This is a genomic window from Vibrio sp. 10N.239.312.D08 (assembly GCF_041466145.1).
GTDB classification, from domain to species: domain Bacteria; phylum Pseudomonadota; class Gammaproteobacteria; order Enterobacterales; family Vibrionaceae; genus Vibrio; species Vibrio crassostreae_C.
In genome coordinates, this window is record NZ_JBFSSD010000006.1 from 97,310 (window position 1) to 121,716 (window position 24,407).

Genomic DNA, 24,407 nt, shown 5'->3' on the forward strand with positions numbered 1-24,407 from the left:
CTAAAGGTTTTCCCTTTGCTGTCAGGCTTTTTTGTTTGAGACTTGTGATATAATCGCGCGAGTTTAATAAGTACAAGAATAGGACACGCTTTGACTTCGTCTCCGGAAAAAGCAGATAACAACAAGAATGCAGCACAGCCAAGTTCTTCACAGAGCAAAGCGAAACCAAACCAAGCTGCATCGAAAAAATCTGCTGAACAATCAGCGACAAACAACAAATCATCTCAGAATAGCCCAGCCTCTCTTCGTAAAGCGCTCAACGAATGTATGATGCGCGATCGCTTCCGTTTGAGTAAGCGAATTGCTGGTGCGAGTAAAATTAAGAACGAACAAGCTAAGCACGCTGTCTTTGATGAGATTGCGTTAGACATTGCTAAGTCAATGATGACGGCAACTCAGCGCGCGGCACAGAAACCAACGATTGAATACCCAGAAATTCTACCGGTTAGCCAAAAGCGCGAAGACATCGCGAAAGCCATCGCTGAAAACCAAGTGGTTATCGTGGCGGGTGAAACGGGTTCGGGTAAAACCACTCAGCTACCAAAAATCTGTTCTGAGCTTGGCCGCGGCCGCTTTGGCTTAATTGGTCACACTCAGCCCCGTCGTCTTGCGGCGCGTTCGGTTGCGAACCGTATTGCTGAAGAGATGGAAACACAGCTGGGTGAGTTCGTTGGTTATAAGGTTCGATTCAATGACCAAATTTCTGACAATACCCAAATCAAATTGATGACCGACGGTATTCTACTGGCGGAAATTCAACACGACCGATTCTTAAATCAGTACGACACCATCATCATCGATGAAGCGCACGAACGTAGCCTAAATATCGATTTCATCATGGGTTACCTGAAAGAGTTGCTACCAAAGCGTCCTGATCTGAAAGTGATCATCACGTCGGCAACCATCGATCCAGAGCGTTTCTCTAAGCACTTTAACAATGCACCGATCATTGAAGTGTCTGGTCGTACTTACCCAGTTGATACGCGTTACCGCCCATTAGGTGGTGATGAAAGTGATTCAGACCGCGACCAAATCGAAGGCATCTTTGAAGCCGTTGATGAGCTGTGTGATGAAGGCCTTGGCGATATCTTGATCTTCATGAACGGTGAGCGAGAAATTCGTGATACCGCAGATGCATTAAGTAAACGCAACCTTCGTGATACCGAAATTGTCCCGCTTTACGCGCGTCTATCGGCGGGTGAGCAGAACCGTATCTTCCAGTCTCATACTGGTCGACGCATCGTTCTGGCAACCAACGTGGCAGAAACCTCGTTAACCGTTCCGGGCATCAAGTATGTTATCGACCCGGGTACGGCGCGTATTAGCCGCTACAGCTACCGAACTAAAGTACAACGCCTACCGATTGAACCAGTATCTCAAGCGAGTGCTAACCAGCGTAAAGGTCGTTGTGGTCGTGTTGCGGAAGGTATCTGTATTCGTCTGTACTCAGAGGAAGATTTCGAATCACGCCCAGAGTTTACTGACCCAGAAATCCTTCGTACTAACCTAGCGTCTGTAATTCTTCAGATGACAGCGCTTGGTCTAGGCGACATTCAAGCGTTCCCATTTGTTGAAGCGCCCGATAAGCGCAACATTCAAGATGGTGTAAGGCTGCTTGAAGAGCTTGGTGCGATCGCCACCGTTGAACCGTCAGCGAACAAAAACAAGAACCACGGCGACGACAAGAAGAAGCTAACCGCGATTGGTCGTAAGCTGGCAAAACTGCCTATCGATCCACGTTTAGCGCGTATGGTAATTGAAGCGCCACGTAACCGATGCCTACACGAAGTGATGGTGATCGCGTCTGCGTTGTCGATTCAAGATCCGCGTGAGCGTCCATCAGATAAGCAACAATCGTCTGATGACAAGCACAAGCGTTTCTTCGATAAAGAGTCTGACTTCATCACGTTTGTGAACTTATGGGATTACATCAAGCAGCAGCAAAAAGCATTGTCGAGTAACCAGTTCCGCAAACAGTGTAAGCAAGATTACCTCAACTATTTACGTATCCGTGAATGGCAAGATGTGTACTTCCAAATTCACCAAGCAATGCGTGAACTGGATACTAAGTTGAATACAGAACCGGGCAGCTACGATGGCATTCACATGTCACTGCTATCAGGTCTGCTTTCGCACATCGGTATGAAAGATCAAGAGAAGAATGAGTATCAAGGTGCACGTAATGCACGCTTCCATATCTTCCCTGCGTCTGGCTTATTTAAGAAACAGCCTAAGTGGATCATGTCTGCGGAGCTGGTAGAAACCTCAAAACTTTGGGGGCGCGTTATCGCGAAGATTCAACCGGAATGGATTGAACCGCTAGCGAAACACCTGATTAAACGTAGTTACAGCGAACCACATTGGTCGAAGAAGCAAGCGGCAGTAATGGCACACGAAAAAGTGATGCTTTACGGAATCCCAATCATTCCAAAACGCTTAGTTAACTACGGTGCGATTGATGCCACTGTCAGCCGTGAATTGTTTGTACGCAGTGCATTGGTTGAAGGTGAGTGGGAAACCAAACATACGTTCTTCAAACAGAACCGCAAGCTCCTGCAAGAAGTGGAAGAGCTTGAGCATAAATCGCGTCGTCGCGACATCTTGATCGATGATGATGAACTGTTCGACTTCTATGATCAACGTGTTGGCGAAGAGGCAGTGTCAGGCCGTCATTTTGATACGTGGTGGAAGAAGACCAGTCAGAAAACTCCTGAGCTGCTTAACTTTGAAAAGTCGATGCTGTTCCGAGGCGATGCTAGCCACGTTACTGATTTGGATTATCCGAACTTCTGGCACCAAAACGGTATTAAGTTGAAACTGAGCTACCAATTTGAACCAGGTGACGACAACGATGGTGTAACGGTACACATTCCGCTGCCTATCTTGAACCAAATTGACCAAAACGGTTTTGATTGGCAGATCCCAGGCCTGCGTCAGGAACTGGTGATTAGCCTAATTAAGTCACTACCTAAAACGCTACGCCGTAACTTTGTACCTGCGCCAAACTACGCAGATGCATTCTTGGCACGTGTGACACCGCTTGAAGCACCGTTACTGGATTCTCTTGAGAAAGAGCTACGCCGCATGACGGGTGTGGAAGTGGTACGTGATGACTGGAAGTTAGACCAGATTCCAGAGCACTTAAAGGTAACATTCCGCGCTGTAGATCATCGCAAGCGTAAGCTGAAAGAACAGAAAGATCTGCATGAGTTGAAAGAGAGCCTGAAAGACAAGGTTCAAGAAACGCTTTCTAAAGTGGCAGACGACGATATCGAGCAGCAGAACCTGCACACGTGGAGCTTTGGTGAATTACCAAAAGTCTACCAACAGAAACGTGGTGGCTACGATGTTAAAGCCTTCCCTGCGCTGGTGGATACCAAAGACAGCGTAGAGATCAAACTGTTCGAAACCGAGCAAGAGCAAATCTCGGCAATGAAATCGGGTCAGCGTCGTTTAATCTTGTTGAACGTGCCATCACCGATCAAATACTTGCACTCGAACCTGCCGAACAAATCGAAACTTGGCTTGTACTTCAACCCATACGGACAGGTACTCGATCTTATCGATGACTGTATCGCTTGTGGTATTGATAAGCTGATTGAAGAGAAGGGCGGTTTGGTTTGGGAACCAGAGCAGTTTGAAGCTCTGAAAGAACACGTACGTGCAGAGCTGGGTGATACCGTAGTAGAGATTGCTCAACAGGTTGAAACCATCCTAACCACGGCATTCAGCATCAGTAAAAAGCTGAAAGGACGCGTGGATCTTTCTATGGCATTCGCACTTTCTGACATAAAAGCTCAAGTAGAAGGTTTGATTTTTAAGGGTTTTGCCACAGAATGTGGGTGGAAACGCTTGCCGGATATTCTACGCTATATGAGAGCGATTGAACGCCGCATGGAAAAACTGCCAATTGACCCGAACAAAGATCGTCTTCACATGATCAAAGTTGAGTCAGTAATGAATGATTACAAAGAACTGCTGAATAAAATTCCAAAAGGGATCGCGGTTCCAGAAAATGTAAAAGAGGTGCGTTGGATGATAGAAGAGCTTCGTGTAAGCTTCTTCGCACAGCAGCTCGGTACGCCTTACCCAGTATCAGATAAGCGTGTTAAAAACGCGATTGATGCTTGCTAAAGGAATAAAGCTAGACGCAATGGCAAGGTTTGGGTATAAATCTTGCTTATTGCATTACTAATTGAATAGTTATTACATACAGGGCGACTTGGTGGCAATTTATTACCACTCAAGGCCTGCCACTAGGACGAAAAAGGTCGAATATGAAAAAAACGTTATTGGCACTAGCACTACTAGGTGCATCTTCAACAGCAATGGCTGATTCTTGGTTGTACGGCGGTGTAATGGGTGGTCAAAACTCATTCGCTGGTGAAGATGAAAACGCGGTGGGCATCCACGTAGGTACAGGTATCCTTCCACTAATCGGTGTTGAAGCGGGTTACTGGGATCTAGGTTCTTTCGGCAGCGTTAATTACGGCAACCGCGATCTTAAGAATTTAGACGCAAGCACTGCTTACCTAGCGATTAAACCAAGCATCGATTTTGGTCCTCTTCACGTATACGCGAAGGGTGGTCTTCACTCTTACGAGCTTAAAGCTGATAGCTTCAAGCAAGACGATGTTGATATCATGTACGGTGTAGGCGCTGAATACTTCATCTTTGGTCCACTATCTGTAGGCGCTAGCTACCAAAACTTCAAAATGAAAGATGACGACTCTGGCGTATTCACGCTAAACGCAACTATCCACCTACTGTAATTACTTGCAGTCAATGACAGACGTACCGTTGGTCACGGATATTTGTAGAGTTCGTAAGAATTCGTAAAAAATGCCAGCTTGATAGCTGGCATTTTTGTCTCTGTTAACCGTGTAATCGCTACTCTGTTTTCTTATAACAGATAGCAAGCGGATGGTTATTTTTTACTGTTCAGAATACGCTGGATTCTTGGGTTAATCGCTTTGCCGTGCTGGCTTTCGTACTCTTCACGTTTTAAATCGTTTAGGTTTTTCACTGAGTTAGCGGCAAGCAGGAATTGCGGCAACTCCGTTTCCAGCATGCCTTTCTCATCTAAACGTTTTGCTTCCAAGTAGTACTTCTTAAACAGGCCATCCAGCTTGTTTTCAGCCGTACGCTTCAAGTCATACAGTTTGTTCTGAATCAGCCATTTTTCAATTTTGTTGGCAGCGGTGCGAGACAACACACGGATACGGCTATCCAGCAACTCTTCTTCAGTTAAAGAATCTTTCAGGATCCACAGCTCACCCATTTGCGGCGGCCAGCTGTTGCCAAGCTGAATACGTTCGTGGCAGTGCATTAAAACGCGGTTAAGGCCGTCTGAATCAACAGAGTTGGCAAACTCAATGAACTTACCGCTTGGCTCACTACCGTACTGATATTCCCACTGCGTTTCGTACACGCTCAAGAAAGAGCCGAACACGTGAATACACCAATCGGTTAGTTCCAGCTCTGCAGGATCTTGATCAACAACAGGTACTTGTTGAGACGCACCAGAATCCGCAGCTTGTGCAGCCGCTACTTTCACTTCGGTACTTTGCGCTTCAATCACTTCAGGTACTAATGGACCTGTAGCGTCAGGTACAACAGGTTGAGCTGGCTCAGAAGGTTGGCTTTTTGCCTTTTTGAATGAGCTGCTGCCTGAAGCGTTCAGATGGGCTAAGCTTTTGTCTATACCCATTTCCTTGAGCTTGTCCTGCATTTCCTGAATATTGAGAGGTCTTCTGCTGTTGTTGTCTTTCATTTTGCTTCTCGTTAACTAGCCAGTACTGCAGCTTGGATTCAATCCGAGATAATGGCATTAATTCATTGGCTTTGGCTTTATACCAGAGGACAAATTTCTTCCATACTAAACTATGGTCACCGGTCAAACCGGAGAATTTAAACGCACGTTCTGCCCATGATGGTATCTCTTCTTCGTTGAGATCATGAGTAGAGACGGTGTTGCTGTTCATTGAGCCTCGACCTTGTGGGCGAGGGGCCTGCTGCATATGTTGCATTGGTGCCGGAGCAGGCTGAAACTTAGGTGCAGGTGCAGGTGCAGGTGCCGTAGAGTAGACCGGAATACTATTGGTCGGTTGAACCTCAACGTGCGCCGCAGTTTGCTCTTGCTCAATGAGCATTTTGAAAACGTGAATCTCTTTTTTATCCCGATAATCTACTTTTACCTTATCGAGAAAACCTTGGTCGACTAAACACTTAAGACAGTCGGCTAAACCAAACGTAGAGAGAGCACAAAGTTGACCTGCTGTTTGTAGGCACACATTGGTGTAGCCGAATTCGTCAGCACCGTCTGCAAGCATCAATAAAACCAGCTTTTCTGCAGGGCTAGAAGTATTCACTTGCCAAGCTAAATAAGAATATTTGGCGCTCAATATCGTGTTCTCAAAAAAGGTAAGTCGTTGTCACTATTGTAAGTCACCCCTTACCGAATTTATAGCAACTTAACAGAAAACGGCATTAGTAAGCCAAATATTGACCATAAGGAGACGTCTGCCCCATAAAGTAAGCCTACAGTCATTCATTCTTGTGGTTTAAGCTAGGAATCATTGGGCATGAATACGCATAGCAGCTTAAAGTGCCTACATTCTTTGTTAGGTTAAGAATGCCCAATTCGCGTCCACATTCTGTTGGTCACAATACAGGTCTTCTTTTAAAGTCTTCTCTTTAGGTCAACTATTGATGATTTTCTTAGCTATATCCCATTTATTCTCTTTCCATTCACAAAATGTATTTAATTTATAAGACCCCTTGATATGATCAATACTTGCGCTATTATGACGATAAGTCAGAAATGACGAAGCGTCACAAAATGGTTAACTACATGAATTTACTATTCGTGTTAATATATTGGATAGGAGTGTTTTAAATACTGGCGAAGCTTAGATAACGGCTAAGCTCATATACGGACTAAAAAATTATGTTTGGCTTTGGTTGTAAAGGCGATAAACAAGGTATCTTTGGTTGCAAAGGCGTGTTGTCTAAAAAGCAGCAGTCTATTGCAGACCGAGAAGTAGAGTTGATGTTGTTAGCAAAAGATCTGGTTCGAGAACAAGGGTTCGGAAACCTCACGATGGACAAGCTAACGGCAGCGAGCTCTTATTCTAAAGGTACGATATACAATCACTTTTGCAGCAAAGAAGACGTCGTTTTAGCGTTATGTATTCACTCTCTCAAGACAGAAGCAATGATGTTTGCTCGCTCTGGAGAGTTTGAAGGCAACACACGTGAAAAGATCGTCGCATTGCACGTTGCTTACCGAATCTATGCTCGCATGGAACCGGTACTATCAACCTGTGCGATCATGGCTAAAAGCCCGTGGGTACTAGAGAAAGCGTCTAGTGCACGCGTCGCCGAGATGAATGAACTGGAAGAGTTGGTGATTGAACAATGCGACTCTATGGTTAACCAAGCGGTAGAAGCGGGTGACCTAAAGTTCTCTTCTGGCGTTGGCTCAGATGCCATCGTTTTTGCTAACTGGTCAATCGCATTTGGTTCAAATGCCTTGTCACAGAACGCATCAAACAGTCATTGTATTAAGCGGTTACAAGACCCGTATTCAGTATTACACAACGCGAACATGATTCTAGACGGCCTAAATTGGCAGCCCCTTTCTAGTGACTGGGATTACCGCAAAACTTGGCGTCGTGTAGAACAAGAACTGTTCAGTGAAGAGATCGCTTACTTAGAGTCTGTAGGTCGATAGCTTCCGTTAAGCCCACAATGTGGGTTTATTAATAACCATTTTTGACGATTCGTCACAAACTTGAGACTGACCGACTGTGGTTGCTGTTTTCTTGAGTGTTTGACTAAGCATTGTGTCTTTTGTCAGCTTCGGCTGGCTTTTTATGACACAAATATGACGAATCGTCACAAATGGAGACTGTGATGAAACACGACAGCCAGAAGCCCACGTTCGATCAGCAAAACCGAGATAACCCTAATGCTGATAGCGCAAACACAGATCTAAACAGTTGGCACTCAATACCTACCAAGCGTTCGTTTATCGTTCTGCTGGTGGTGTTTTCAATCATCATTCTCTCTGCATTAGGGGCTAAGAACCTCTACTTTAGAGGGGACTACAATATCTTCTTCGAAGGCACCAACAAACAGTTGATGGCGTTCGATGAAATCCAAACCACCTTTGCGAAAACTGACAACCTCGCGATTGTTGTCTCACCTGAAGGCGGTAATGTCTTCACTCCAGAAACCCTCACCTTAATTCAAAACCTCACGGTTGATGCGTGGCAGATCCCGTATTCAAGCCGTGTCGATTCCCTTGCTAATTATCAGCACACCGAAGCCATTGAAGATGATCTTTTGGTAGAAGACTTGCTGTATGAAGAGTACGAACACACACCAGAACGCATCGCCAAAGTAAAACAGATCGCCCTTAACGAGCCGTTGCTTAAGAATGCCTTGGTGTCGGTCTCTGGCGATGTGACGATTGTGAACGTCACCGTGCAACTGCCAGAAGTGGACAAAACCGCAGAAGTGCAAGAGGTGATTGCGGCAATCAATACCATGATCGGCAAGTACCAAGCTCAGTATCCTAATGTCGAATTCCATAAAGCGGGCATCATAGCCATGAACAACGCGTTTATGACTTCGGCTCAAGAAGACAGCTCAACGCTCGTTCCCTTAATGCTGTTGGTGGTACTGGTGTTCCTGACCTTTATGCTGCGCTCGTTCTTTAGTGTGGTGGCGACGCTCATTGTGATCATCTCTTCGATTGTTGCCACCATGGGATTGTCTGGTTGGGCAGGGATGTTCTTGAGTACCGCAACCGTGAATGTGCCAACCTTGGTTTTAACTTTGGCGGTGGCTGATTGTGTTCACGTGATTGTGACCATGAGACAAGCGATGCAGCGCGGTATGGAGAAAGCACAAGCCATTCAATACAGCATCAAGCTCAATGCGATGCCGATTCTGATCACCTCGGTGACCACTGCGATTGGTTTCCTGATGATGAACATGTCGGACTCACCAGTGCTGCGTGATTTCGGTAACTTATCGGCACTGGGTGTACTTATTGCGTGCTTCTTGTCTGTGACTATGTTGCCAGCGTTGCTAAAACTGCTGCCAGTCAAACGTCTACCTGCCAACCCTAAGGCGGCAGACAAAGTCACCTTCATGGATAAGCTGGGCGATTTTGTCGTAACTAACCGTAAAGCACTGCTGCCGATTTCTACGCTAGTGATTGTTGGCGCTGCCGCGTTAATTCCGCTCAACAAAGTCAACGATGAATCGGTGAAGTATTTCGATACCTCAAGTGAATTCAGACAAGCGGCTGACTTCATGGAAGAGACCGTAAGCGGCATGACAACCCTCAGTATCGCAGTGAAAACTAACGAGTCTCAAGCGATTGCTGATCCTGTGTTCTTGCAAGCAATTGGTGACTTTACTAAGTGGCTACGCGTTCAACCAGAAACTGACCATGTGGCAACGCTTTCTGATGTTTATATGCGTTTGAACAAGAATATGCATGCCGACGACGACAGCTACTACAAGCTACCGCTGAACCGTGAACTTGCCGCGCAATATCTGCTGCTTTACGAAATGTCTCTGCCGTACGGCTTGGACTTGAACAACCAGATCAACGTCGATAAATCATCGATCAAAATGGTACTCACCGTCGATAACCTTGGCAGCGTTGAGCTAGTCGAACTCGAAGAGCGCATTTACTCATGGTTTGCAGCCAATGCACCGCAATATGAAGTGGTGGCTTCGAGCCCGTCACTGATGTTTGCTCATATTGGCGAAACCAACATGGCGAGCATGCTATCAACTTTGCCTATCACCCTAGTGCTTATCTCTGGCTTGATGATCTTTGCATTGCGCTCGGTTCGCTTAGGCATGATCAGCCTAGTGCCCAACATTGCGCCTGCGATCATTGGCTTTGGTTTATGGGCGCTTATCTCAGGTGAAATCAACCTCGGTTTGTCAGTCGTGGTCACGCTCACGTTGGGTATCGTGGTTGATGATGCGGTGCACTTCTTGAGTAAATACCAGCGCGCAAGAATCGAAGGGAAATCAGCAGAAGAAGCGGTTCGATACGCTTTCCACACCGTAGGTCGCGCTTTGTGGATCACCACTGTTGTGCTAGTGGCCGGTTTCTCTGTACTGGCGATGTCGAGCTTCAGACTCAACTCCGACATGGGCTTACTCAGCGCGATTGTGATTTTCATTGCGCTGGTGGTCGATTTCATCTTGCTACCAAGCTTACTGATGATCTTCGACAAACAGACCCACTATTCAGCTAAAACTCAGCACGAATCAAAGCCAGATACCAAGTCGCAGCCTAGATCGACAGCCGAACTGACTACTTCGACCAAATAAGGAAACGTCGGCCTGCTGCGGTGGGCTGACTCAAGGAGATATTTATGAAAAGCGTTAAACAAACATTCGCTACTACATTACTTACTGTTAGCTCGTTGGCACTGAGCACATTCGCCGCTTTCCCAGCGTTAGCAGACCCTGCGAAAGGCTTAGAAATTGCCGAGCAACGTAAAGCGGTCGATGTCGGGTGGGGCGATTCTGTCGCAACCATGGAAATGCTACTTCGCAACAAGCAGGGCGAAAGCAGTACACGTCTGATGCGATTGAAATCTTTGGAAGTCGATGACGATGGCGACAAAGGCTTAACCATTTTTGATGAACCACGCGACGTAAAAGGCACGGCTTTCCTAAACCATTCGCACATCACCAAATCCGATGACCAGTGGTTGTATCTTCCTGCACTCAAGCGTGTAAAACGCATCTCTTCACGCAACAAATCTGGCCCGTTTATGGGCAGTGAATTTGCGTATGAGGACTTAAGCTCGTTTGAACTTGAAAAGTACACCTTCAACTACATTGAAGACGCGAAACTGGAAGGCGTAGACACCTTTGTTTTAGAGCAAGTACCGACCGATAAAAACTCAGGCTACACCATGCAAAAGGTATGGCTAGACCAACAGCACTACCGCCCAATGAAAGTCGAGTTTTACGACCGCAAAGGCGCACTGCTTAAAACTCTATCGTTCCAAGATTACAAACAGTACCTAAACCAATACTGGCGCGCACACACCATGGCGATGCAAAACCATCAAACAGGCAAAAGCACCGTATTAACCACGACAGATTTAGTGTTCCAGACCGGTCTTAAAGACAAGGATTTCCAAAAGAACACACTAAAACGTGCGAAATAAGGCAGGAATATGAAAAGGATTGTGGCAACAGGAACCCAATTATCCTTAACCTTGGCGGCGACCGTCGGGCTTATGCAGGTGTCGTTGCCTTGTGTGGCGGCAGGCTTTAGTCCTGATATCGCAGGGCAGGTTAACCTTGAACATAGGCAGTTCTTTAGCGACGGCTTACAAGGGCAAGACAAAGGACAAAGCTCACTGGTGTTGCAGCCAGAGTTTTACTGGGAGCAACAAGAGGGCAACGGCAGCATTACCTTCACCCCGTTTTATCGCCTAGACAGTGAAGACGATGAACGAACTCATGGTGATATTCGCGAAGCCTTGTATTTAACCTATTGGGATGATTACGAACTGCGAGCGGGTGTTGGAAAGGTATTTTGGGGCGTAACCGAATCGGCGCATTTAGTGGATGTGGTAAACCAGACCGATGCCATTGAATCGGTCGATGGCGAATCCAAGTTAGGTCAGCCTATGGTGCACTTCACCTCGATAAAAGAGTGGGGCACCATAGACGCCATGTTACTGCCGTATTTTCGTGAGCGTACCTTCGCAGGCGAAGACGGTCGATTAAGGCCAACCGTGCCAGTATCGGACGATGCGCTTTACGAATCTTCACGAGAAGAAAAACACGTTGATGTGGCATTGCGTTACAGCCAAATGTACGGTGATTGGGATGTCGGTTTAAGCTACTTAGGCGGCACAAACCGCGACCCTTATTACCGTGTGGAAGGCAATCAACTCAAGCCATACTACGCCCAAATGCAACACTTCGGATTGGATGTTCAAGGCATTATCGGTGACTGGTTATGGAAGCTGGAAAGCATTTATCGCGACAGCTACGACAACCATACCGGCGTGGCGACAGGCTTTGAATACACTTGGGTAGGGGCGCTTGAATCGTACTGGGACATCGGCTTCATCGCTGAATACCTGTATGACAGCCGAGGCAACAATGCCCAAACCATCGGCCAAAATGATGTGTTCCTTGGGGCACGTTTCGCTTTGAACGATGAAGACGGCACCGAAGTGCTTACTGGTATCACTCAAGACTTAGATAACAGTGATGTCTACAGTGCCAAGCTAGAGGCATCGAGCCGTATTAACAACAATCTCAAGTGGCGACTGAATGCTTGGTTGTTTGAGAACGAAACCCCAGAGGACTTGTTGTTCTTCGCGCGCAAGGATGACTTTGTTGAGATGGCGTTGGAATATTATTTCTAATGTTAGCTTCGAGGGGCGTTCCTGTTGGGGGGGACGTCTCAAATTTAAGATGAGCCATATTTAGAATGTTCAAAGTCGTCTTTTTATAAAGTGGATCAAACAATCGAATAAACCTACAGGTAAAATGGTTATATTTTTTCAGTATCTATAACCTCCGAATATGCATGTAAATCGTGCTGGTGGTGTCGGCCTTAAGGGATTTATGAATTCATTTAATTGGGATAAAAACTTTGAAACAGGCATTGGTGTTGTAGATGAACAGCATCAATATCTTGTTGGTATTATCAACCACTACGGAAATCTGTTGTCAGAGAACACTATCTCTATCGACGACATAAACGTCGCTTTACTCGATCTCACATGCTATGCCGAATTTCACTTTAAAGAAGAAGAATCTTTGATGAGAGATTGCGGTGTGTATGAGCGACACATTGAAGAGCATATCAAAGTGCATCGTGTATTTATGCAAGATATCTACAGTATGCAAGCTTTCATCATGGAAGAAGATCAGTCGTCAGCACGGCAGTTACTTGATTTATTGATCCACTGGCTTGCTTACCACATCCTCGGCATCGACCAAAACATGGCGCGACAAATGACCGCGATAGAAGAGGGCGCGACACCTCTGCAAGCCTTTGAAGCGGAAGAAAAGCAGCAAGATTCTGCGACTGTCCCGCTGTTGGCTGCGCTTAACGGCCTGTTTGAACAAGTCTCTGAACGAAACAAACAGTTGTTACGCTTCAACCAGTTACTCGAAGATAAAGTTGAGGAACGTACGGCAGAATTAAAACGAGCGAATAAGAGACTTGAAGAACTGTCATTAACCGACTCTCTTACTAATTTGCATAACCGTCGTAGTGCTTTTAAACAGTTAGCGCTGCATTGGCAAGACTCCAAAGAACTGGGCATGCCTTTAGTGTGTATTATGATTGATGCCGACCACTTCAAGCGCATTAATGACACCAGCGGCCATGATGCAGGCGACTTGGTGCTACAAACCCTCTCGCGTGAACTGAAAAACACGTTCCGTAATGATGATATTGTTTGCCGGTTAGGTGGCGATGAGTTCTTGGTTATTTGCCCAAACACCGACCTTAAAGGTGGGATGTACATCGCGGAAACCGCTCGACAGAAAGTGTCTGAATTAGAGGTTGAAACCAGTCATCAAGTTTGGATTGGCAGTATTAGTGTCGGTGTCGCTGAAATGACCCAAGAATTCGAAACCATGAACGAATTGATTAAAGCGGCGGATGAGTCCGTCTATTTAGCAAAAAACGCAGGGAAGAACAGCGTTTGTTCTATTCAGATCTAGCCTTCAGGTCATTTCCAAATTAAGAAGTGGAACCTGTAATTGTTCCACTTCTTCCTACTCCTCATTAATATCCTGTTAAATTTGCCGTGTTTTTAGGCAATAACTTGTTCTTTTAGCGATTCAATTTGGCATTGGTTGCGTGTTTGATTACTATGTGTAGCTATCTAAAAAAACTAATCATCCGATACGGACACTACCAACTGGTAGATGAGGAAATGATGCAACATCTAGAAGAGATCATTGCTAATGCAACGACTGCTATTGATACAGCAGATTCGTTAGTCGCACTTGATGAAGTGCGAGTTCAGTATTTAGGTAAGAAGGGTGAACTAACTCTTCAACTACAAAGCCTAGGTAAACTTCCACCTGAAGAGCGTCGCACTGCTGGTCAAGAGATCAACAAAGCGAAAGGTGCTGTTCAACAAGCGATCGCAGCTCGCAAAGACGCACTACAACGTGCAGAGCTTGAAGCGAAACTAGCTGAAGAAACTATCGATGTGAGCCTACCAGGTCGTCGCATTGAGAACGGTGGTCTTCACCCAGTCACTCGCACTGTTGAGCGTATCGAACAGTTCTTTGGTGAGCTTGGCTTTAGCACTGAGTCTGGCCCTGAGATCGAAGATGCATTCCACAACTTTGATGCACTAAACATCGCAGACGATCACCCAGCTCGTACTGATCACGATACTTTCTTCTTCAACCCTGATCTAATGCTACGTACGCACACTTCTGGTGTTCAAATCCGTACGATGGAAAACGGCAAACCGCCATTCCGCTTCATTGCTCCGGGTCGTGTTTACCGTAACGACTACGATCAAACTCACACGCCAATGTTCCACCAAGTGGAAGGTATGTTAGTTGATGAGAACGTAAACTTCGCACAACTTAAAGGCATTCTTAACGATTTCCTTTGTAACTTCTTTGAAGAAGAAGTTGAAGTGCGTTTCCGTCCTTCATTCTTCCCGTTCACAGAGCCTTCAGCTGAAGTTGACGTGAAACGTAAAGATGGCAAATGGCTAGAAGTTCTAGGCTGTGGCATGGTTCACCCTAACGTACTTCGCTCTGTTGGCATCGACCCTGAGAAATACTCTGGTTTTGCATTCGGTATGGGTGTAGAGCGTCTAACGATGCTTCGTTACGGCGTAAATGACCTTCGTGCGTTCTTCGAGAACGACCTTCGTTTCCTTAAACAATTCAAGTAATCCGGGGCAGTCGAAACTATGAAATTCAGTGAATCTTGGCTACGCGAGTGGGTTAAACCTGCAATTAACAGCGAAGAGCTAGCTCACCAAATCACTATGGCTGGTTTGGAAGTTGACGATGTAGAACCTGTTGCTGGTGAATTCACCGGCGTTAAAGTAGGTAAAGTGGTTGAGTGCGGTCAGCACCCAGACGCAGACAAACTACAAGTAACTAAAATTGATATCGGCGAAGAAGAGCTGTTAGACATCGTATGTGGTGCATCTAACTGTCGTCTTGGCCTAACTGTAGCAGTAGCAACAGTTGGCGCAGTACTGCCTGGTAACTTCAAAATCAAGAAAGCAAAACTACGTGGCGTTCCATCGCACGGCATGCTTTGTTCTTTCTCTGAGCTAGGTATCGACGTAGAGTCTGACGGCATCCTTGAGCTACCAGAAGGCACAACGCTAGGCATGGACGTACGTGAGCTTCTTGAGCTTAACGACGTAACTATCGACGTAGACCTAACAGCAAACCGCGCAGACTGCTTCAGCATCCGTGGCCTTGCTCGTGAAGTTGGCGTACTAAACCGCGCAGACGTTACAGAGCCAACAGTTGAAGCTGTTGCAACAAGCATTGAAGACACAGTATCTGTTGAAATTAAAGCAACTGATGCTTGTCCACGTTACCTTGGCCGTGTGGTTAAGAACGTAAGCGTGAAAGCGGAAACACCAATCTGGATGCAAGAAAAACTGCGCCGTTGTGGTATCCGTTCAATCGACCCAGTTGTAGACATCACAAACTACGTGATGCTAGAGCAAGGCCAACCAATGCACGCATTTGATCTCGCTAAGATCGAAGGCGGTATCGTGGTTCGTCTAGCAGAGCAGGGCGAAAAGCTAACACTTCTAGATGGCAACGAAGCTGAACTAAACAGCAACACACTTGTTATCGCAGACCACAACAAAGCACTAGCAATCGCTGGTATCTTTGGCGGTCAAGATTCAGGTGTTACGACTGAAACAACAGACGTACTTCTTGAAGCTGCATTCTTCGCACCGGATCACATCCGTGGTCGCGCACGTGCTTACGGCCTTCACACAGATTCTTCTCTACGTTTCGAACGTGGTGTTGATTCAACACTTCAAGCAGCAGCAATGGAGCGTGCAACACAGCTTTTAGTTGAAATCTGCGGTGGTGAAGTTGCGCCAGTAAACGGCAGCGAATCTGAAGCCTCACTTCCTAAAGCAAACGTAGTTGCTCTACGTCGCGCTAAGCTAGATAGCCTACTAGGTCACGAAATCCCATCTACAGACGTAGTGGAAATTCTTACTCGCCTAGGTTGTGAAGTTGAAAGCACTGATGCTGGCTGGACGGCAACGTCTCCATCTTGGCGTTTTGATATCGCAATCGAGCAAGACCTAATTGAAGAAGTAGGTCGTATCTACGGTTACGATAACATTCCAAACCAAGCGCCTAAAGCGGCACTTAAAATGAATGACCACAAAGAAGCTGACCAACCGCTTAAGCGCGTTCGTGACCTTCTTGTAGACCGTGGCTACCACGAAGCAATCACATACAGCTTCGTAGAACCAGAGCAGCAAAAACTTGTTGTACCTGGTGTTGAGCCGCTAATCCTGCCATTCCCAATCTCTGCGGACATGTCAGCAATGCGTCTTGGCCTAATCCAAGGTCTACTAAACACAGTTGTTCACAACCAGAAGCGTCAACAGTCTCGCGTTCGTCTATTCGAATCAGGCCTACGTTTCATCCCTGAAGCAACGGCTGAAAACGGCATGCGCCAAGAAATGATGCTTGCGGGCGTTATCTCTGGTACTCGTGGCGAAGAGCACTGGGACATTGCAACTAACACTGTAGATTTCTTCGATCTTAAAGGTGACCTAGAAGCAGTTCTTGAGCTTTCTGCAAACGAAATCGCATACAGCTTCAAAGCAGCTAAGCACCCAGCACTTCACCCAGGTCAAACTGCGGCTATCGTAGTAGACGGCAAAGAAGTGGGTATCATTGGTACTGTTCACCCAGAACTAGAGCGTAAGTTTGGTCTTAACGGCCGCACTATCGTATTCGAAATCGAATGGGCAGCTATCAACACTCGCGTGCTTCCAGAAGCAGTAGCCGTATCTAAGTTCCCTGCAAACCGTCGTGATATCGCAGTAGTTGTTGACGAAGCAGTTGCTTCTGGCGACATCGTAGAAGCGTGTATCGCTGCTGGTGGCGAATTCCTAACAGGCGCTAAACTGTTCGACGTATACGTTGGTCAAGGCGTTGAAGAAGGTAAGAAGAGCCTAGCAATCGCACTTAGCCTACAGTCTGTAGAGCGCACACTTGAAGATGCAGACATCGCTGGTTCAGTAGATGCTATCGTAGCTTCAATCTCAGAGAAATTTGGCGCAGCACTTCGCGACTAATCTCTTCTGATAGATAGAAAATCAAAGGCCTCGCATTGCGAGGCCTTTTTTTGTGGAGCAGGGCTCTAAATCGTAACTGGAAAGGTGAACTAAAGATTAGACTCTCGAGTGATTTTATTTAGTTCAATAAAATCAATACTTTAAAAGCAAGGGCGTAGTTGTCAATCTAGTTGATTTGATACTTATCTCGCCTCAATGTGAAGGCAGGGATTGTTCCTTCTAGTACCTCAACAATATGATTATTGATAATCTGAGATTCGATACCACCTGATATGAATGAAAAACGGTTGCCATCTTCTTTGTCTATTTCCACTTTAATAACTTGCTCTGAATCCGAAACAACAGCTAAATTAGGGTTGTGGGTTACCATTATAATTTGACGATTTAACTTAGCATCTCTGATATAAGGAACTAAAACCGTAGCTACGCTATTATTATCTAGGTTATCTTCTGGCTGATCAATTATTAATGGAATGTCTTCCTTATCTAGGACCAGGTAGAATACTAGCAGTAAAGCCCCTTTTTCTCCCGGGGATAACTGGTCTAAACTTTTTCCCTTTTGTCTTAAATCATAGTGCGGTGATAAATACTCTAATCCAAAAATAAGATCGTAGAGTTCTTTTCGGTTGTTCGTGACATCTCCTATAAATATTGGTGCTTCTTTCTTATTTTCTCGATGATCGCACTCAAGATAATCGATCAGTTTACAAAGGAAAGATGTGATACTTTCACCATCATCCCAATCCGTAGCTCCAATTAGATCTTCATCTAGTATTCTAGAACCTTCATCAACTCCAAAAAAAGTGCCAGAACGATTTTGCTTTATATTCCTAAGAATATTCTTTGCAAGGTCACTATCTGGATAAAAAGCGCTAACAATATTTAATCCAGAAACATCTGACCCATTTAATACTGGGTCAATTTCAGATTTAATATCGTCATAAAACTCCTTTATCTCAGATTTAATCTTGAATATTTCCCGTGTTTTACTTAAACGCTCTTCTCTTAAACCGTTTAGTTTTTCAGGTAAATCTTCGCTAATAAAATTCAAAGCTGCTATATAATAATTTAATGTTCCATTTTTATCAGAGCTACCTTCGATCTCATCTTTGCGGACTTGCCAATTTGCGAGATTACGTAGGTAGTCTTGATATACTTTTTGTTCTCCAGTAAACTGTGATTCAAGTATTAATATATCATGCTCATAGCGCTTTATTTTAGATTGTATATTTAATGTAGAGATATCCGCTTTCTGATAGTCATCGTGCAAAACAATTTCTTTTAGATCAGATTCCAGTTGATTCTCTACAACAGATATTTCTTTATCCAAAGATTCTTTATCAAATTTATAATCTATAAATTCTGAAATTTTTATTCCTAGAGGTTTTAGTTCATCATCGGCCTTTTCTAATACTTTATTAATATCGTCAAATTTTGATATTAATTCAGCGTTGAAACCCACTAGGCGACTTGTAAGTTGAGAACGGGAGCTAATCGATTCATTTAGCTCATTGAATTGTATTTCCAGTCGAGCCTTACTATCGATTAACTTTTGTAAAGTTGCTTTCTTTTCTCTTACTTCTTCGGTTTCTTCTTTTTTTGACGGGTCTGCAATTTCTAAAGGTTTTGTCGTAATGTGGACTCTTAATTCCTCTTGAACAATAGCTTTTTGACTAATAAAACTCTCTGCCTTGCTTGGACTGCTCCAATCTTCAAGATTTATTATTTTTTCATTTAAAGAGCGAACTTCTTCCAAAAGGTGATGAAGAAGTTTATTTACTGCCTCTTTTTTAAATGTGATTAGCTCGCTGAAAGTGGGTTGTCCAAAACGTTTATGGTAAGGAACATATTGAAAAACCACTTTTTCTACTTCAGCCCGAAAAGCTTCAACTTTCCCTATTTCATTACAAACTTTTTCAAAATAACTTTGAGGCAAGTAACGCACTAGTCGCTGTTGATTAGTATCTATCTCATGAGTGAGAAGTCTGTCACTCGACGTTTTACCGCTCTCGAAGGTTAACTTCGCACTAAATCTATCTGCGAGACCTCTTTTTTTAAATTTGTTTTTGTGTAGGAATAAAAAGTCATCTGAATGTTCTGAGTCAGCGCACATAGCAATGATGTCAGAAATTGCACTCTTACCGTTACCTTTATGTCCAATTATAGTGACCAACTCACTATTTAATGGGATATCAATATCCTCAAACCATTTATTCTTCGCATCATGTTTACCAGTCATAGAGATATTCAATGATTTTATATACTTTGTTCTATTTTCTCTAACCCTGGCTATTACTGGAGGTTCGTCACCGATATAAAATCTACTTTCTGGCTCGTTTAAAGCGTATTTTAGCCCAGCAAAATTTGGAGTACCCTTTATCCACATCTTTTGCTTACGTTTGTAGTGACCAATATGATGATTATCAGAACATATGATCATAGGTATTGTTCGATTTATATGAGGAAACACAAATTTTCGATAACCATCTTGGTCACTTTCCTTGCCAAGTTCGTATATATCCACTTCTTGTGCGATGTCGGTTTTCTGAGCGCTATTATGTGGTAGGGAATGTGTTATGTTTTCCACTGACCCACTTTTATCCCCAGCATGAATTGTTGTGATCCCACCTAAGCTTTTCACAAGCCTCATAGTATCGATTAGGTCGCAATATACTTCATTGTGTTTTAATTGCTCAGATTTGATTTTATGTAAATCAGTCTTGTATTGCAGTTGTCCCCATACATTATTGATATCGCAATTTTCTGGAAATATGCCAATGAAATGTATGGGTTCCTTACCCCTAGCATCAGATAAAAACTCAATACCTGGTAGTACTGTAATGCCTTCACTTTTCCCTAATGATTGTAAATCATTTAGACGCTCTATATCGATCACATGATGATCGGTTATAGCAAACACTGATATACCATTTTTCTTCATTTCGGCGATGATATCGGCGTTAGTTGCTGTTTTAGCTTTATAATCGTATGAAGATTGCGTATGAAAATGCAAGTCCCACTGATGCCACTCTGAACCTCTAGATTGCATTGATAAAACCTTTTATAAATAGTGATGGAGTTAAAATTACATCGTTCTTCCATCACTAGAATCAAACATAGACAAAGATTATCATATCAATTGGTTGAGTATTTTGAATTGACTCAATATTCGTTATCAATACTAAAAGTAAGCAACAAAAGATTGTTAACCCTTAGTTAAAACATCCTTGACCCGTCTACAGCTTCACACTTTATAGTGGCTATATTGATTGAGAGGGGCGCTTTCTGTGTTCCCTCCAAAGTAAGTAGAGAGACACTATGAAACGTTTAATTCTAAACATCACACTCTTGGTATTCATGGCGCTTGGTAGCTTTAATGCCATGGCTCATGATTCAACGGTTAAGTACGGTATTACGATATCTCACGATGGTGAGCAAATTGCGTATGGCAAAAGTGGGAGCTGGGAGACGGCGCTGATCTTCATTCACGGTTGGAGCTTAGACAGCAGGCTATGGCTAAACCAAGTGAGTGAGTTTTCAAAACACTACCAAGTCATCGCCATGGACTTAGCAGGCCATGGTAACTCGTCGTTCAATCGTGAAGAGTACACCATGGTCGCGTTTGCTGAAGACATCAAAGCAGTCATCGACAAAGAACAACTCGATTCAGTCGTCTTAGTTGGTCATTCAATGGCAGGTGGTGTTATTGCAGAAGCGGCTAAACTGATGCCGAAAAGAGTGAAGGGTATTATTGGTGTTGATACATCGCAAAACGTCGCACTAGCGGTTTCACAAAGCGACTTAGATGCAATGACCAAACCATTTGAAGCAGACTTCCAAGCGGGCATTACTATGTTCGTGAAAGACTCGCTACCAAAAGACGTAGACGCGGATCTACTTTATTGGGTAACGCAAGACATGGCGTCAGCACCGCCAGCTATCGCGATAAACCAGTTCCGCCATTATCTAGGCCAATACGTGACAGGCGAAGCACACCGCGTGTATGAGAACGTGAATGTGCCAGTCATATTGGTTAACGCTCGCCTATGGCCAACCGATTCAGAAGCGAACAAGAAACACATCAAGGATTACAGCATTTACTACATTGAAGACTCAGGCCACTTCCCAATGCTTGAGCAACCTGAGCAGTTCAACACAACGTTGATGAAAGCGGTTAAGTCAGTGAAGTAGGGCGGTTGTAATCATTCTATAGATAAAACTAAGGCCTCGCGTGTGCGAGGCCTTTTTGTTTCTTGGGGTACCTCAACCTGAAAAGGTTATATGGTCGCATCTGTCTTAAAGAGTAATACCTTGTTATCCGAGTAGCGATAAAGATATGGGTAAGGCGATGTATTCATTGCCTCTACATCAGCCTTGAATTTTTCAGGGTTAGCTTGGTATGTTTCTTGTTTAGCTGAGTCCATCCAACCGAAGTAAGGAACATAGCGGTAGAAGTAGCGTTGGTTTTCGCTGGTTGCCATCATTTCGTCAGAAACAGAATACACTAGGTAACGATTTGCTTGTGGTACACCCTCAATGAAATCAATCTCACCTTCTACAATTTTCTTGAAGTAGTCTGGCCTACGTTTCGAAAGAAAGCAGTGGTCTAATTCATCTTCAACAAAAGTGGTATCAGGCGTAAATTCGGCAGATTGTCTAAACTCGGCACATTCTGGTTTGGTAATATCCATTGCGCTGACACTTGTATTTCTAACATTGAGAAAATCTTGCTCAAACTCAAAAATTTCCGCATTCGGATATTTTTGCTTCATCATTTGTTTTAAGCGATCTAAGTCTTCGCGATAGATTGAGTCGTAAGTGACATCATCGCCAATAGGCTCGATAGCAATATTGTGCTGACGTTTGAAGGCGTAAGGAAGTTTGTCTGCTGTTTGCGTGCCCAAAAAGAACGTCGCTATATCGAGGTTTGATGCCAGGTTGCCAATTAACATGGCTGCGGTTGCGGTGGTACTGACCGTGTTTTTGATTGCTACTTTATCGTAGTAATCTTTCGCCAGAACATCGGCATTACCTAGCTTAGTCGGCTCACGCTCTGTGTAAACATACATGATTTGCATTGCTTGGCTGTATTGCTCGTAATTGTCATTCTGATAGATATCGAGTTCTGATGCCTGTTTGGTGTTGTCCACCATGGCTTCTCTATCGTGTCTCACCGTACAACCAGTGAGTAATAATGCAGCCACTGATGCTGCGAGTATCGTTTTATTCATTTTCTAGAACCACTAACTATATAAACAATGTAATTGTTTGGTATTAACCATTTGTTTAGTTATTGAATATTAAATAATTCTATGGAAAATAGATACTTAGCACGTGGCATAAATGTGACTTGGCACGTTGTCATTGAAAATTGAGCAAGGTCTAAAGCGAATACAATTGAAGACTCAGGCCACTTCCCAATGCTTGAGCAACCAAAGCAGTTCAACGCAACGTTGATGAAAGCGGTTAAGTCAGTGAAGTAGGGCTGTTGCACGTGAGAATAGGCTGATAATCCCCTCCTAACCTCCCCTTGGTTTACATCTCCAATCTCTTGTTGGCAACGATAAAGGGGAGGAACTGAATACCGATCGTGACAAGTGCTGCTATATGTTCAGCGACAAAGAATGTTCTCCCCCTCATTCTTATATCTCAAGAGATCGGGTCACTCCATTCGAGGGGGAGGCTTTGGCTTACTAGAACCATTCCACAACGTTGATGAAAGCGGTGAAGTCAGTGAAGTAGGGTAGTTGTTAAAGGACAGTGGTAATCGTTGATAGATAAAATTAAGGCCTCGCGTGTGTGAGGCCTTTTTGTTGGTCGGAGGTTTTGCTAGCTACATTCATTTCAATTTGTGAGCAATGATCGCATCGTTCACTCGTTTATGGTCCTTAAACGACGGCCTCATAGTTATATAAATGCTCTATCAACCACCTCTAGATACGTAATTAGCACCCCTGTTATTAGTAAGGGCTGACCGAATCTAGTGGTGCTTTCTACTGATAATCACTTTAACTATGTGTTTAGGACGTCCTGCTATGGCTAAGAAAATAATATTCATTCATGGTCGCGCTCAAAAGCTCGATAAAGCTTCCCTTCAAGCACTCTGGTACGAGGCTATAGAGCATGGCTTACAGCGAGATTGTATCGGCTCAAGTTCATTACAAGCTTTTAAAGATGTCGATAAACGGTTTGTCTATTACGGTGAGCTATCAAACACATTGTTAGAGAAACCAACGGAAGATCCTGCAAGTCGACAGCAAGCTCTGTCTGAACTCAAAAAGTACAAAACAAACCAGTTCAATAAAACAACGTATAAAAAGGTATCTAAAATTGGTTTTCTAAAAGAGGCGTTAGCAGATACTTTTTCATCGCTATTTGGAACGCTAGGTGTGGCTGAGACACTCATTACGAAGGTCGCGCCGGACATGGCACATTATTGGTATGAAGATACCTATTTCGGCAGCGATGTTAGGCATAGGCTAATGGTTGAACTGAAGGAAGCGCTTGATAATCAGGATGATGTGATGATCGTATCGCACAGCCTTGGGTCGATGATCGGCTATGACGTGTTATGGAAGTTGTCTCATTGCGGAGAGTATAGACACGACTATGGTGCAGACAAGAAGGTCAACTTATTGCTGACGCTCGGGTCCCCGTTAGGCGATGAAAACGTAAAAGATAGGCTAAAGGGGAGTCGCTTGAAAGATGAGAAGAAGTACCCGTTAAACATTCAGCAATGGATAAACATATCGGCAGAAGATGATTTTATCTCTCATGACAGCAAAATTAAAAATGACTTCAAGGATATGCTCAAACTGGATCTAATACCCGGTGGAATGAAAGATATCCACCCGATTTATAACCTCAATATTCGCAACGGGAAAAGCAATCCACATGCTTCCATCGGTTATCTCATTAATCCTAAATTCATCAAAGTACTGGATGAATGGCTCTCGAGTTGATTTGGTTTACCATCGTAAATTGCTTCGGTGCTCGTTCATTGAAACTTAGATAAAACAAGGCCTCGCGTGTGCGAGGCCTTAGTTGTTT

Annotated in this window: 15 protein-coding genes and 1 pseudogene; 12 read left to right on the plus strand and 4 right to left on the minus strand. The window is 44.2% G+C overall.

The genetic code is table 11. From position 1 onward, the window contains the following. The first annotated feature begins 90 nt into the window (after positions 1-90). A complete protein-coding gene (gene hrpA, locus AB6D58_RS05195) occupies positions 91-4,134 on the plus strand; it encodes an ATP-dependent RNA helicase HrpA (protein WP_017065439.1) in 4,044 nt (1,347 codons plus the stop codon). Positions 4,135-4,277: 143 nt separating this feature from the next. Beyond that, a complete protein-coding gene (locus AB6D58_RS05200; RefSeq protein WP_372156614.1) occupies positions 4,278-4,772 on the plus strand; it encodes an outer membrane beta-barrel protein in 495 nt (164 codons plus the stop codon). A gap of 155 nt (positions 4,773-4,927) precedes the next feature. Here AB6D58_RS05200 and AB6D58_RS05205 read toward each other — a convergent pair whose 3' ends face one another. Both AB6D58_RS05205 and AB6D58_RS05210 read right to left on the minus strand, forming a co-directional pair. Beyond that, positions 4,928-5,710, minus strand: coding sequence for a hypothetical protein (locus AB6D58_RS05205; protein ID WP_136974838.1), 783 nt, complete (start codon positions 5,708-5,710; stop codon positions 4,928-4,930). After that, on the minus strand, positions 5,631-6,404 hold the full coding sequence (locus AB6D58_RS05210; RefSeq protein ID WP_017070878.1) for a hypothetical protein: 774 nt from the start codon (positions 6,402-6,404) through the stop codon (positions 5,631-5,633). Before AB6D58_RS05210 ends, AB6D58_RS05205 begins: the two co-directional genes overlap by 80 nt. A gap of 545 nt (positions 6,405-6,949) precedes the next feature. Between AB6D58_RS05210 and AB6D58_RS05215 the strand changes: the two genes are divergently transcribed. The 7 genes from AB6D58_RS05215 (at position 6,950) to pheT (ending at position 17,357) form a co-directional block, all read left to right on the plus strand. Then, positions 6,950-7,735 carry a TetR/AcrR family transcriptional regulator gene (locus tag AB6D58_RS05215; RefSeq protein WP_004741595.1) on the plus strand — a complete coding sequence of 262 codons (786 nt, stop codon included), beginning with the start codon at positions 6,950-6,952 and terminating at the stop codon, positions 7,733-7,735. A 170-nt stretch (positions 7,736-7,905) separates the two neighbouring features. Next, positions 7,906-10,368 (plus strand): RND family transporter, encoded by a 2,463-nt coding sequence (locus AB6D58_RS05220; RefSeq protein WP_372156617.1) that lies wholly within the window; start codon positions 7,906-7,908, stop codon positions 10,366-10,368. Positions 10,369-10,412: 44 nt separating this feature from the next. Next, positions 10,413-11,219, plus strand: coding sequence for an outer membrane lipoprotein-sorting protein (locus tag AB6D58_RS05225; protein ID WP_017060448.1), 807 nt, complete (start codon positions 10,413-10,415; stop codon positions 11,217-11,219). Between the two features lie 9 nt (positions 11,220-11,228). Beyond that, positions 11,229-12,437: a hypothetical protein gene (locus AB6D58_RS05230; RefSeq protein ID WP_017060449.1), complete on the plus strand. Its 1,209-nt coding sequence runs from the start codon at positions 11,229-11,231 to the stop codon at positions 12,435-12,437. Between the two features lie 202 nt (positions 12,438-12,639). Next, positions 12,640-13,749, plus strand: coding sequence for a GGDEF domain-containing protein (locus AB6D58_RS05235; RefSeq protein ID WP_029235308.1), 1,110 nt, complete (start codon positions 12,640-12,642; stop codon positions 13,747-13,749). A 218-nt stretch (positions 13,750-13,967) separates the two neighbouring features. Beyond that, on the plus strand, positions 13,968-14,951 hold the full coding sequence (pheS, locus tag AB6D58_RS05240) for a phenylalanine--tRNA ligase subunit alpha (protein ID WP_004734764.1): 984 nt from the start codon (positions 13,968-13,970) through the stop codon (positions 14,949-14,951). Positions 14,952-14,969: 18 nt separating this feature from the next. Further along, positions 14,970-17,357 carry a phenylalanine--tRNA ligase subunit beta gene (pheT, locus tag AB6D58_RS05245; protein WP_372156619.1) on the plus strand — a complete coding sequence of 796 codons (2,388 nt, stop codon included), beginning with the start codon at positions 14,970-14,972 and terminating at the stop codon, positions 17,355-17,357. 166 nt (positions 17,358-17,523) lie between these two features. Here pheT and AB6D58_RS05250 read toward each other — a convergent pair whose 3' ends face one another. After that, a complete protein-coding gene (locus AB6D58_RS05250; RefSeq protein WP_372156622.1) occupies positions 17,524-20,406 on the minus strand; it encodes a TrlF family AAA-like ATPase in 2,883 nt (960 codons plus the stop codon). Between the two features lie 269 nt (positions 20,407-20,675). Here AB6D58_RS05250 and AB6D58_RS05255 point away from each other — a divergent pair, with 269 nt between their 5' ends. Then, entirely contained in the window at positions 20,676-21,548 is an 873-nt protein-coding gene (locus AB6D58_RS05255; RefSeq protein ID WP_372156625.1) for an alpha/beta fold hydrolase, read from the plus strand. Between the two features lie 86 nt (positions 21,549-21,634). On the opposite strand, the gene AB6D58_RS05260 is transcribed toward AB6D58_RS05255, so the two are convergent. Further along, positions 21,635-22,588: a hypothetical protein gene (locus AB6D58_RS05260; protein WP_372055771.1), complete on the minus strand. Its 954-nt coding sequence runs from the start codon at positions 22,586-22,588 to the stop codon at positions 21,635-21,637. A gap of 165 nt (positions 22,589-22,753) precedes the next feature. On the opposite strand from AB6D58_RS05260, the pseudogene AB6D58_RS05265 reads away from it, so the two are divergent. Beyond that, positions 22,754-22,840: pseudogene (locus AB6D58_RS05265) on the plus strand (alpha/beta fold hydrolase); the annotation flags it as partial. Between the two features lie 552 nt (positions 22,841-23,392). Further along, positions 23,393-24,319: a hypothetical protein gene (locus AB6D58_RS05270; protein ID WP_372156628.1), complete on the plus strand. Its 927-nt coding sequence runs from the start codon at positions 23,393-23,395 to the stop codon at positions 24,317-24,319. The last annotated feature ends 88 nt before the right edge of the window (positions 24,320-24,407 follow it).

What these genes read in the sequence shown, in the direction of transcription:
- AB6D58_RS05255 (WP_372156625.1), top strand. Translation starts at nt 20,676, where the DNA reads ATGAAACGTTTAATTCTAAACATCACACTCTTGGTATTCATGGCGCTT.
- AB6D58_RS05230 (WP_017060449.1), top strand. Translation starts at nt 11,229, where the DNA reads ATGAAAAGGATTGTGGCAACAGGAACCCAATTATCCTTAACCTTGGCG.
- AB6D58_RS05200 (WP_372156614.1), top strand. Translation starts at nt 4,278, where the DNA reads ATGAAAAAAACGTTATTGGCACTAGCACTACTAGGTGCATCTTCAACA.
- AB6D58_RS05215 (WP_004741595.1), top strand. Translation starts at nt 6,950, where the DNA reads ATGTTTGGCTTTGGTTGTAAAGGCGATAAACAAGGTATCTTTGGTTGC.
- AB6D58_RS05250 (WP_372156622.1), bottom strand. Translation starts at nt 20,406, where the DNA reads ATGCAATCTAGAGGTTCAGAGTGGCATCAGTGGGACTTGCATTTTCAT.
- AB6D58_RS05270 (WP_372156628.1), top strand. Translation starts at nt 23,393, where the DNA reads ATGGCTAAGAAAATAATATTCATTCATGGTCGCGCTCAAAAGCTCGAT.
- pheS (WP_004734764.1), top strand. Translation starts at nt 13,968, where the DNA reads ATGCAACATCTAGAAGAGATCATTGCTAATGCAACGACTGCTATTGAT.
- AB6D58_RS05260 (WP_372055771.1), bottom strand. Translation starts at nt 22,588, where the DNA reads ATGAATAAAACGATACTCGCAGCATCAGTGGCTGCATTATTACTCACT.
- AB6D58_RS05235 (WP_029235308.1), top strand. Translation starts at nt 12,640, where the DNA reads ATGAATTCATTTAATTGGGATAAAAACTTTGAAACAGGCATTGGTGTT.
- AB6D58_RS05225 (WP_017060448.1), top strand. Translation starts at nt 10,413, where the DNA reads ATGAAAAGCGTTAAACAAACATTCGCTACTACATTACTTACTGTTAGC.
- pheT (WP_372156619.1), top strand. Translation starts at nt 14,970, where the DNA reads ATGAAATTCAGTGAATCTTGGCTACGCGAGTGGGTTAAACCTGCAATT.
- AB6D58_RS05205 (WP_136974838.1), bottom strand. Translation starts at nt 5,710, where the DNA reads ATGGGTATAGACAAAAGCTTAGCCCATCTGAACGCTTCAGGCAGCAGC.
- AB6D58_RS05220 (WP_372156617.1), top strand. Translation starts at nt 7,906, where the DNA reads ATGGAGACTGTGATGAAACACGACAGCCAGAAGCCCACGTTCGATCAG.